The following is an 11,487-nucleotide window of genomic DNA, read 5'->3' as shown; positions in this document are numbered from 1 at the left end:
TCAGCTTCTCTGCATCCAGACACGAATTTTCCTTGCCGACTCCCGACACACAATTGGGGGCCGTTCCAGATGCCGCACCAATCATGCGGCGTCTGAAACAAATCATTTCAAGGCATCAGAGAGGCTATGCATGCCGACGACACAGCAACGCTTCGAACATAGAGAATTCGAGAGGCAATCAGAAGCGGCAGGTCCGTTGATGATGCAGACCTTGTCTAAGTCAGGTCTTCGGAGAGATTGACATGAACACTCTTCCAGATCGCTTCACGCACTTCGCTACCATCTCGCCCAACGTAAATGCAGTCACATACAATGGCCAGTCCCTCAGCTATGCCGAGCTTGAAACCAGATCGAACCGACTGGCACGACGGCTCATCGCGGCGGGTGCGGGTCCCGATCGCATTGTCGGTGTCTCGCTATCCCGCTCCGCCGATCTGATCGTCGCACTGCTGGCTGTGCTGAAGTCCGGCGCAGCCTACCTTCCGTTGGATCCGGCCTATCCGTCCGCGCGTCTGGAATATCTCGTATCGGACGCAAAGCCGGTCACGATCGTAACGGCGCCCGACATCCAGATCCCGGATAGCGGTCTCCCGAGGATTGAACTGTCTGCGGATGATGGCGGCGAGAGCTGGGCTGCGACTGCCATCGAGAATTCCGATCGAATTTCCAGGCTCGACCCGGATCATCCGGCATACGTTATCTACACCTCCGGCTCGACAGGAAGGCCAAAAGGTGTCGTCGTTTCCCATCGCAGCGTCCTGACCCTGCTCGATGCGACCGTCCCGATGTTCGGCTTAAGCGCTGCCGATGTCTGGACCGCGTTTCACTCCTATGCCTTCGATTTTTCGGTCTGGGAGATATGGGCGCCACTTTTGACCGGGGGACGAACGGTCGTCGTCCCGCCGGAAGCAACGTGGTCCGGTGATGAGCTTCTGCATTTGCTGGAAGCCGAACGCGTTACCGTCCTCAATCAGACTCCCTCTTCGTTCGCATCACTCGAGCGCGCCGATGCCAACGGCTCGCAGGCACTTGCCGACTTGAGGCTGGTCATCTTCGGCGGCGAGGCGCTGGATCCCGCGCGACTGTCCGCCTGGTTTGGCCGCCGTCCGGCGCGCCCGCGCATGGTGAACATGTACGGGATTACGGAGACCACGGTGCACGTCACGGCGATCGACATTCTGCCGGAGATGAGCCTCGCTTCCAGTGAAAGCCCGATCGGCCAGCCGCTACCCGGATTCCACGACTATGTCTTCGACGACCGGCTGGAACAGGTCGGCGAAGGTCAGGTCGGGGAACTCTATCTCGGAGGAGCGCAAGTTTCCCACGGCTATCTCGGCCGCCCCGGATTGACCGCGACGCGCTTCGTGGCGGACCCTGACAAGCATGGCGGCCGGCTTTACCGAACCGGCGATCTGGTGCGATGCTTCGGCGACAAGCTCAACTTCATCGGCCGTGCCGATACGCAGCTCTCCTTGAGAGGATTCCGCATCGAGCCCAACGAAGTCGAAGCGGCGCTCGATGCCTATGAAGGCGTCACCGCGAGCGCGGTTGCCGTCAAACCGGACCCGGACGGAAACGACGGCGACGATTGCCTCGTTGCCTACGTTGTGATGGCAAGCGGCAAGCTGGATGAACGCGATCTGCGTGCCCATCTGGCGCGCCTTCTGCCGGCGCATCTGGTTCCCAGTCACGTCATGCTGCTCGCAGCGCTTCCGCTTACGCCCAATCGAAAACTGGACCGAGGCGCACTGACACCGCCGCCTGCGCGCAAGACGGCCAAGGCAAACCTCCGCGAGGAGTTGCTGCGACGCCGCCTCGTCAACCGCCCCCAATAATCACCAGAGGAAACGACAGATGAATATTAGCAACGAGCGGTGGCTGCGTGATGCCGTTGTCGAAATTCTCGGCGAAGAGCCGGCCGCAATTACCGATAACGAAAACCTGTTCGAAGCCGGATTGGACTCGGTGGCTCTGCTGCGCCTCGTCAATCGGCTACGCCGGAGCGGATTGCAGGTGAGCTTTGCCGATCTGGCACGAGAGCCGACGATCGCGGCCTGGGACAAGCTGGTCGGCAGCGCAAACGCCGAGGAAGCCGAGCCCGCAGCCAAATCTGTCGCCGCAACCGATCGCGCGAAGTCAACAGATAGCGAACCTAGCCAGCTGGGCGTAATGCAGCACGCCTACTGGGTGGGGCGCAGCGGCGGCCAGAGGCTTGGTGGTGTTGCAGCGCATCTTTACGCGGAATTTGACCATGCTCCCACAGGAGCGGGCTCCGCAATTGATCCGGATAAACTTAAATTCGCGCTGGATCGACTGCTGGAGCGCCACGAGACGCTGCGTACCCGCATCACCTCGGATGGCAAGCAGGACGTCTTGGCGAAGCTGTCCGCGCCGTTCGTCGTGCATGATATGCGCGATCAGTCCTCCAAAGTCGTGCAGGAACACCTGGACCATATACGCAACGCCTTCTCGCATCAGGCACTCGATATCGAGAATGGTCAGGTAATGTCGGTTGCGCTGACTCTACTTCCGGACGGTGCGACACGTCTTCACCTCGATGTCGACATGATCGCGGCCGATGCCGTCAGCTACCGCATTCTGCTTGCCGACTTTGCGGCCGTTTATGCATCGCCCTCGGCGCAGCTCCCGTCACTTGGACTGACGTACCGCGACTATCTCGCAAGCAGCAAATCCGGGCAGGAGCAGCGCACCCGCCTTGCAGCGGAAGCCTGGCAAAAGAGAATGAATTCGCTGCCAGGTGCACCGATCCTGCCGGAGGTGGTCGACGCATCGCCTGCCAGCGAGGTTCCGAAAGTTGCGCGGCGACACCTGTGGCTTTCGCCAGAGCGAAAGCAGCGGCTTACCGATATCGCCCGCCAGAATGGCGTAACCGTTGCCATGACGGTCGCGACAGTGCTGTCCGAAGTCGTCGGCTACTGGAGTGCGACCGATCATTTCCTGCTCAATGTTCCGATGTTCAACCGTGCCGCGGATCATCCCGACATCGACCGGATCGTCGGCGATTTCTCCAGCTCCGTGATGCTCGAAATCGATCTGAGAAAGCCGCTCGCATTCGTCGAACGGGTCCGGTCGCTGCAGCACCGCATGCATGCTGATGCAGCGCATGCGTCCTATACCGGTCTCGATGTCCTGCGCGAACTCAGCCGACAGCGTGGCGAAACTGTGCTGGCGCCGGTCGTCTTCACCAGCGCTCTTGGCCTTGGCGAGCTCTTCGCACCGGCGGTGACGTCGATCGTGGGCCGGCCGATTTGGGTTATCTCGCAAGGACCTCAGGTTCTTCTCGATGCGCAGGTGACCGAGTTCGAGGATGGCCTTCTGGTGAACTGGGATACGCGAGAAGAAGCCCTTATCCCGGGTGTGGTCGATACCATGTTCAAGCTATTTGAACATGCGCTGCGTGACCTCGTCGACGATCCGGAAGCCTGGACGCGGCCGATCGTGCTTTCAGCCGAAAATCCGCCTGCCCGCAGTCTCGGTGATCGCGATGTGCGTGTTGTCGATGCCATGGGCAGAGACCGGCCCGACCACGTTGCCGGCCGGCTGCTATTTGCGGACGAGCAGACGGAGCTTTGGGGTCGCGCCGATGGAAATGGCAAGGTGAAGCTGCTCGGCGACGATGGCGAGCGGCTGGATGTCCACGGCATAGCGGTCTGGCCGATCGAAGTGGAGAATGCGGTCAGGTCCGACAAACGCGTCAAGGACGCTGCGGTCGTGCCTCATGACAACAGCTTCGTCGCCGCGGTCGTGCTTGAGCCGAGCCGGGATAGCGACGCCGCATCCAATGGCAAGGCGCTTCGGGCGCAACTCGCACGGCAAATCCCGTCTCATCTTCTGCCGGGCCAAATCGTGATCGTCGACCAGTTCCCACTGGACGCGGACGGCAAGCCGAAGCTGGAGGCCATCGGTCAATTGATCGCCGATCAATCGGGGCGATCCGATCATGTTGCGCCGCGCACCGATCTCGAGCGCGTCATCGCCGGCGTATGGGAGGAGATTCTGGGCCTTGAGGATGTCGGCGTGAATGAGGAGTTCATTGCGCTCGGCGGCGATTCCCTGCTCGCGGCAAGAGTGGTTTCTCGCCTGCAGGAAGAGCTCGATACCAATGCGGTGACGCTGCGTTCTCTCTTCCGTTCTCCCACCATTGCGGAACTGGCCGAGCAGCTTCGCAAGGACGACGATCCGGCAAGGCTGGATGAGGTCGCGGCCATCGTTCTCGAAATTCGGGCCATGTCCGATGATGAAGTCGCAAGTCATCTCGGCGAGATGGCGCCAGAGGCTGCGTCGTCGCAAGCGGGAACGGCGGCATGATTGTGGATCGCCAAGCACTGCTCCGGCAGCGGCTCGCATCGGCGGGGTTGGCGGCAGCCGCGAAAACCGGAGGCATTCCGGTTCGCGGCAATCCCGAAACCGCGTGCCTCTCGTTCTCGCAACAGCATGCATGGCGATACCAGCAGGCCTATCCCGATAGTGTGAGCAACAATCTCGGCCTGCTCATCACCTTCACAGGAAGGGTGGATGAGCATGCGATCGCGGAAGCCGTCGATCGCATCGTCGAGCGGCATGAAATTCTGCGGACGACCTACCATCTCGGCGCGGATGGAATTCCTTTCCAACGGATACGGAAATCCATGCATGTTCCAAGATCGTTCGAGCATGCGTCCGCCGAGAGAGCGACGGAATTGGCCAAGGCCGCGTTGCAAATCCCGTTCGATCTGGAGACCGATGCGCCTCTGAAGCTACTGTTCTTCCGCACCGGTCCAGAGGAGGTGATGCTTGCGCTGATCGTGAACCACATCATCTGGGATGGAGCCACGTTCGCCCTGCTCTCGAAGGAGCTTGAAAAGGCTTATGAAGCCGGCGCAGCCGTGTCTTCGAAGCCGGCCATTCAATATGCCGATGTCGCCGAGTGGCAACGCAACCATCAGACCGGCACCGGCTCCGCCGACATGGATTACTGGAAGCAGCGGCTCGGCGCTTCGCGACCGGCAAAGACATTGCCTGTCGAAAGCGGGAACAAGGCGGCCCATCCGGAGGCAGCCGGTCGTGTCGACTACCGGCTGACAGCATCGCTCGAGCTGACGCGCCTGGCGTCCAGGCACAGGGTAACGCCATTCATCGCGTTCATGGCCTGCTGGGCCAAGGTATTGGGCAGGAATGGCGCGGAAGAGGTGACGATCGGCACGACAGTGTTGACCCGTGACCAGCCTGAGACCGAGCAGCTCATCGGCAATTTTGCGAACCACATCGTTCTTCGCCTGCCCGTCGGCAAGGCTCAGAGAGCTGAAGCCTTGATTCCGGCGACAGCGATGGAATTCGATGCGGGCTTTGCCCATCGAAACCTTCCTTATGAGAGCATGATCGAGGCACTTGGAGGCCAAGATGTTGCAGAGCCGCCGGCTCTTTTCGATTCATTGGTCGTCTTCATCCCCAGCGGAACGGAAGGCCCTCGCCTGCCCGGGGCGACCACTCGCTGGCAGCGGCTCCACAACGAGGCGGTCCAGTTTCCTCTCGTTCCCCTGGGATTGGAGATATTCGTGCGCGGGCGCGGCGCGGAAACCGTCATCGACGTTGAGGCAACCTATGCCCGGAATGCGTTCGATCACGCCACCGTCGCCGAGCTCCTCTCCCGCCTAGACGGCACCATCCACGATGCAATCCACGAGGCCTGGTAACATCCATGAATTCGCGAGTTGAACTTTTGCGGCGACGACTTGATCAGACCGGTGTAGCGCGAGCAGGTGTTCAAAGGCGCCAGAATACAGATGCGGCGCCCTTGTCAGACGCTCAGCATCGCATGTGGCTGCATCAGAAGCTGCATCCCGCAAGTGGTGCCTACAACGTCTGCATTCGCATCGACCTTGCCGGCGACCTCGACGAATCCCGATTGATCGGCGCGCTTGCTGCAGTCGTTGATCGACACGAAATTCTGCGGACGACCTATCCGACTGGAGCAGATGGCGAGCCCTATCAGCATATTCATGCGCAACTGCCGCCCACGGTAGAGATCATCGAACACGGCGATCCCGCGCGGGTGGCTCGCGAAGCTGCTTGCGCGCCCTTCGATATAGCCTCCGCCGGTCCGTTGCGCGCGCATCTGGTCAAGGTCAGCGCCACACAATGGTCCCTGATAATTACCGTTCACCATATCGTATGGGATGGCGGATGCTTCGGCGTCTTCAGTCGTGACCTCAGCCTTGCCTATCGTGGTTCGGCGATCGAGCCTCTGTCGGTCCAATATGCGGATATCGCGGCGCATCAGAAATCACCCGATGCGAAGTCCGTGGCCAATCTCGACGCGCAGATGGATTACTGGCGTCAGATGCTGACGCCGCTGCCTCCGGCGCTGCCATTGCCCACCGTGCATGCGCGCGGCCCGCGCATGAGCGAGCAGGCAACGCGACTGGACCGGATCATGCCGGCGACTTGCGCCATATGCCTGCGTACGGCGGCCGCGACCTTGCGGACAACGCCTTTTGCGGTGTTCATTGCCGCCTATGCTCTCCTCCTGCATCGCTGGACCGGAGCATCCGACATCACTATCGGCACGATGGTTGCCAATAGGCACCAGCCGGGAAGCCGGGAGCTCATCGGCAATTTCGGAAATACGGTCCTGCTGCGCATCAACGTCTCGACCTCAGCAAGCTTTCGTGAACTCGTCGCGCAGGCGGCCCAGATCGTGACTGATGCCGTCAGCAATGGCGACGTGTCCTTCGAGCGGCTCGTTGCCGAGCTTTCTCCTCCGCGCGAGGCGGGTCACGGCTTCTTCACCGACACGCTCGGCCTGTTTCTGGATCGCGACATCGGTGGTCCGGACCTGCCCGATGTCGACGTTCGATGGACCAACATCTTCAACGGTTCGTCGCCATTCGCGTTGACGTTCCAGGGTTTTCTGACCGGCGACGTGTTGCAAGTGGAAGCGACATTCCGCTCCGAACTTTTTGCCCCCACAACAGTGCTGGACATGCTGGAGCATCTGGAATCGATCCTGCTTTATGCGACGGCCAGCCCTGAGCGGCCATGCGCGATTGTCAGTGAATTGCCGGCTCGCCAGCGCGACCGCCTGATGCAGCTTTCCCGGGGTCCGGAGATTGAGCAGGGCACAACGTCCGTTCTCGAGCATTGGCGTCATCAGGTACAAACCAAGCCGTCACGTATCGCGCTCGTACACGGCACCGACCGTTATCGCTTTGCGGAGATCGATGAGCACGCCAATCGGTTGGCTGCGCATCTTTCGGAGCGTGGTGTCGGGCCGCAGGACGTGGTTGCCGTGGCTGCAGGCCGCGGATTGATCACCGTCGTTGCTCCCCTTGCGATCTGGAAATGCGGCGCGATCTATCTCCCGCTCGACCCCCGCCATCCGCAGGCCCGCTTGCGGAAACTTGTTCAGAGCGCCAGCGCCAAACTCGTGATTTGCGATTTTGAACTTTCAAGCAGCGATGTACCAGTCGTCTCCGTCGACACATTTCTGCAAGCACCACACGATCAAGCAACCGACCCCGGTTATAACCCTCAGCCGTTGGAAGCGGCCCATATCGGCTTCACGTCGGGATCGACAGGTCAGCCGAAGGGCGTCGTAACCACCCACGGCTCTCTCGCAGCTCGCACCACCTGGGTTTCCGAGCATTGGCCGGGCGGCTTGGGTGGCGCACGGCTTGCCAAAAGCGCGCCGACAGCGATCGACGCAACTGCCGAACTTTGCGAAGCGTTCGTCACAGGCGAATATATCGTGCTGGCCACCGATAGCGAGGCACGGGACGCGGCAGCGATCGGCCGCCTTCTGAAGACGCACGGTATCGGCCATCTCATGGCGGTCCCGGGGTTGGTCGAGGCTGTCTCCATCACATCACCCGGCATCGTCTCAGACAGAGATCGCGTGCTGTCGACCGGCGAACCACTGCTTTCCGGTGTCGCCGCCTCCATTTATCGCGCAGCCGAAAACGTGCCATTGCACAATTCCTACGGATGCACCGAGACGACGGGCGACGTAACGGTCGGAAAGGTGAGCCGCGAAGATGCCGAAAGCGGCTTGATATCGATCGGTCAGCCGTTGCCGGGATCGCGCTGCTACGTACTGTCCGCAGATCTGACGTTGTCTCCGCCCGGCGCGCTCGGCGAACTCTATGTCGAGGGGCAGCAGCTCGCCCGCGGCTATCTTGCGCAGCCGGCATTGACGAGCGCACGGTTCATCGCCAACCCCTTCAACAGGAATGGCCGATTGTATCGCACGGGCGACCTCGTTCGCTGGCGAGAGGACGGACGGCTTGAGCTTGCCGGCCGCGTTGACGATCAGGTGAACATTCGCGGCCATCGCGTGGAGCCGGACGAGACTATCGCGGAACTCTACGCGTCGCCGGATGTGAAGGAGGCGATCGTCCTTCCCCGCTCAGTGGGCTCGACCATGGAGCTTGTCGCCTACGTCTCGGGGAGTGGCCTCCGACCGCAGGACGGCCCGAAACTTCGAGCACGGCTGGCCGACCGGCTGCCGGGACCATTGGTTCCCTCCGAAGTGATCGTACTGTCGTCACTACCCCGGCTCGACGGCGGCAAGATCGATCGCCAGGCATTGCCGACGAGTGCTGCCGTCGTGATGGAGACGCCGTCTCGCGCACCGCGCAACGAACGTGAAGAACGTCTTGCTCGCCTGCTCGGCGATCTTCTCGGCGGCAAGTCCATCGGCATCGACGACAACTTCTTCGCTTTGGGCGGAGATTCGCTGACGGCCGTATCCTTCGCCGCCCGTGCCAGCGCGGCCGGCTTCAACTTTCCCGCAGCTGCCGTGTTCCAATACCCAACGGTTGCGCAACTGGTAGAGCAACTTCCGCCCCCCGTCGAAGAACAACCGAAATCCGCTACCCTTCCACCACAGCTTCATCGCTTCCGGCTCTCCGGCGCACCGATCTCCGAATTCCTCACCTGGCAGGCGCTTCAAGCTTCCGCGAACCCGGAGCGATTGCGTCGGGCGCTTGCAAACGTCATTTCAAAGCATCAGGCGCTTCAGCAGACGATCACGGCCAGAGGGCGTCTATGGCGCGGCACCCACCTGGCCGCATCGGCCCGCGCAGCGAAGGTCATCGAGCTTCCGAGGTCCGACGCAGCGGAAATCCTGAAGGCGGCACACTCTGCAATCGATATCGCAACAGGTGACGCAATCGCCGTCATCGTGACACCGAGCGATGCCCTGCTGGTCGCGCATGCAGCTGTCATCGATGGATTGTCGCTGGCGCGCATTGCAGCGGAGATCGAGGAAGACAACCTGACAAGGGAGTCCCTGTCGCTCGATCCAGACGCCACAGGAAGCCATCGACAGGCAACGATCCATTCGCTCACGGACGCTTCGCCAACCGTCGCTCCCGATTGGCAGTCTATTCTCGATGCAGGCCCGAAAAGCCCATGGTGGGTCGGGCCGGACGAAAACGTGTCGAAGGGACCGGAAGCCAGGGCCAGAGCGACGATCTCCGCCACCAGTGAAACCCTTATCACGTCCGCAGTGCTACGGGCTGCCCGCGACGTCGCGAAATGCGATCTTGTTGTTGCCGATGTCGAGGTCGAGCCCGTTGAGGTCGGCCCGCTCCTTGCCGTGCCTGTCCTCACGCAGGCGGGCATGAAAGATGCTATCGGCGATGCACAATCCTATCTCGATTATCTCAATCGCCGCCGCCCGATAGCCGGTGGTCCGGGGCTGCTTGTCCGACGCACGGTCACGCCGCAGACATTGGACGGCATCGCTCCAGTTTGCGGAACCGACCGTCTCTACCGCATTGTTGCTTCCTGGCAGGCATTCGCTGATCGAACCGAATTGGAGATCGCAGCCGGCGACGCCGGTATTGCACGCGAGCTGCTTGACGCCTGGATCGCTGCGATCCTGCATCGGGATCCCGCTCATGCATAACCGGAATTTCGATGCACCGCTTGCAATGCACCTTGCGCAGTTCACCCGAAACGGACGCTGCCACAATTTCCATGCGGTCCCATGGCCGGCCGTCCTCGACGCTGCATCGTCGGAATTTGCGCAGCACTATCGCGCGCTTCTCGGTGCCGACCTCTCGCGGATCGACGCGAGCTGGTCTGGCAATGCGGTGGATTCGTTTTTCACGCCGCATGGACCTCTTGCCGATGCCCAGCGCAAGACCGCCGCTGCCTTTGGCGCCGATGCAACGTTCTTCGGGACGAGCGGCACGACGACAAGCAATCAAATCGCCCTGGAATCGCTCCGGTTTCCCGGTGCCGAAGTCCTGATTGACTGCACGGCTCATCAATCGCTGCTGTTTGCAGCCGAAGCCATGACGGTTGTGCCGACACCCCGTGCCGGGTCGGTGGAAAATCCCTATGTTGACGTCGAAGCAACCGCAAGATTGCTTGCTCGGCGCGCAGCCGAAGGTCGTCCCTTCGACATTCTGGTGCTTTCGGCAACCGGATATGATGGCCGGAAGCTGCGCCTTGATCGCGCTTTGCCGCTGCTCGTAGCGTCGTCCCCGACAACGGCCGTTGTCGTTGACGAGGCTTGGTCGGCGATGCATGCCTTCATACCCACGCTCGCCGACAAGACGGCGCTTGCTGTCGCCTCCGGCTTGCCGTTGCGCGCGCCCGTTCTGGTGACGCACTCGGCGCACAAGACCATGGCGGCGCTTCGGCAGGGTTCATACCTGCACGTGCTGGGCTCCGCCTCGGATATCGAAAGAGTGCGCCTCGCGCGCTATCGCATTCACACCACGTCGCCGTCATGGCCGATCCTGACTTCGCTCGATCTCGCACGCGCCCATGCAGAGCAGTTCGGGGCTACGGAATTCTCACGCACCGTTACGCTCAAGACGAAACTCGAATCCATGTTGCGCAACGAGCCGCTGACCGCAGAAATGGTCGTCTCATCGACGGGCGACGCATATTACGATGTCGATCCCCTGGTCTTGCGCCTGCATGTCGGCTCGCGCTCACGCGACATCAGGGATTGGCTTTTGCGCGAACACCATGTGCTTGTCACGATCGCCGGCGACCAACTTGTCGTACGCCTGCATTTCGGCGTGACCGATCATGATCTTAAGGCCTTGATGAAAGGTCTATCGTTGCTGGGATCCGGTCTCGGTCCACAGAACAACGCCGCACGGCCAAACGGTCTGCAGGACTTCGAGCCTGCGATCGGCTCACACAGCCGGGAATATATCATCCCCTATCCTCCCGGCGTGCCGCTGGCGCGGCCCGGGGAACTCTGGACGGAGCGTCATGCCATGGCGCTTGCGCGAGAAAGAGCCAGGGGAGCGGAGATCTATTGCCTCGCCGCAGGCGACGGCACGCGGCGCGCGACATCCTCGGACAACGTTGTGCTCAGCCCCGTTGTCAGCCCTGCCGCCGAAGACGAACCGGCATGACGCCGCAACGCCTGGCATCAATCCGGCCGCAGAGATGAACCAAGCCAAATGCGGCTGCAAGAATGATTACATACCCGTGTTTCGAGCGCCTTTCGACAGTGCT

5 protein-coding genes are annotated in these 11,487 nt (G+C 61.4%); all 5 read left to right on the top strand.

What is annotated here, in order from left to right; translation table 11 throughout:
• Positions 1-242 precede the first annotated feature (242 nt).
• The 5 genes from HGP17_RS23620 to HGP17_RS23600 all read left to right on the top strand — a co-directional run bounded on the left by HGP17_RS23620 (position 243) and on the right by HGP17_RS23600 (position 11,384).
• A complete protein-coding gene (locus HGP17_RS23620) occupies positions 243-1,835 on the top strand; it encodes an amino acid adenylation domain-containing protein (RefSeq protein WP_168812906.1) in 1,593 nt (530 codons plus the stop codon).
• 19 nt (positions 1,836-1,854) lie between these two features.
• Positions 1,855-4,329, top strand: a complete 2,475-nt coding sequence (locus HGP17_RS23615; protein WP_168812905.1) for a condensation domain-containing protein — start codon at positions 1,855-1,857, stop codon at positions 4,327-4,329.
• On the top strand, positions 4,326-5,693 hold the full coding sequence (locus tag HGP17_RS23610; protein ID WP_168812904.1) for a condensation domain-containing protein: 1,368 nt from the start codon (positions 4,326-4,328) through the stop codon (positions 5,691-5,693). Before HGP17_RS23615 ends, HGP17_RS23610 begins: the two co-directional genes overlap by 4 nt.
• Positions 5,694-5,794: 101 nt before the next feature.
• Positions 5,795-9,910, top strand: a complete 4,116-nt coding sequence (locus HGP17_RS23605; RefSeq protein ID WP_168812903.1) for a non-ribosomal peptide synthetase — start codon at positions 5,795-5,797, stop codon at positions 9,908-9,910.
• Positions 9,903-11,384, top strand: a complete 1,482-nt coding sequence (locus HGP17_RS23600; protein WP_168812902.1) for a hypothetical protein — start codon at positions 9,903-9,905, stop codon at positions 11,382-11,384. Before HGP17_RS23605 ends, HGP17_RS23600 begins: the two co-directional genes overlap by 8 nt.
• Positions 11,385-11,487: the final 103 nt, after the last annotated feature.

The organism is Rhizobium sp. P38BS-XIX (assembly GCF_012641435.1).
Lineage (GTDB): Bacteria > Pseudomonadota > Alphaproteobacteria > Rhizobiales > Rhizobiaceae > Rhizobium.
Note: the sequence above shows the minus strand (reverse complement) of the source record. Positions and strands in the feature narration are given on the sequence as shown.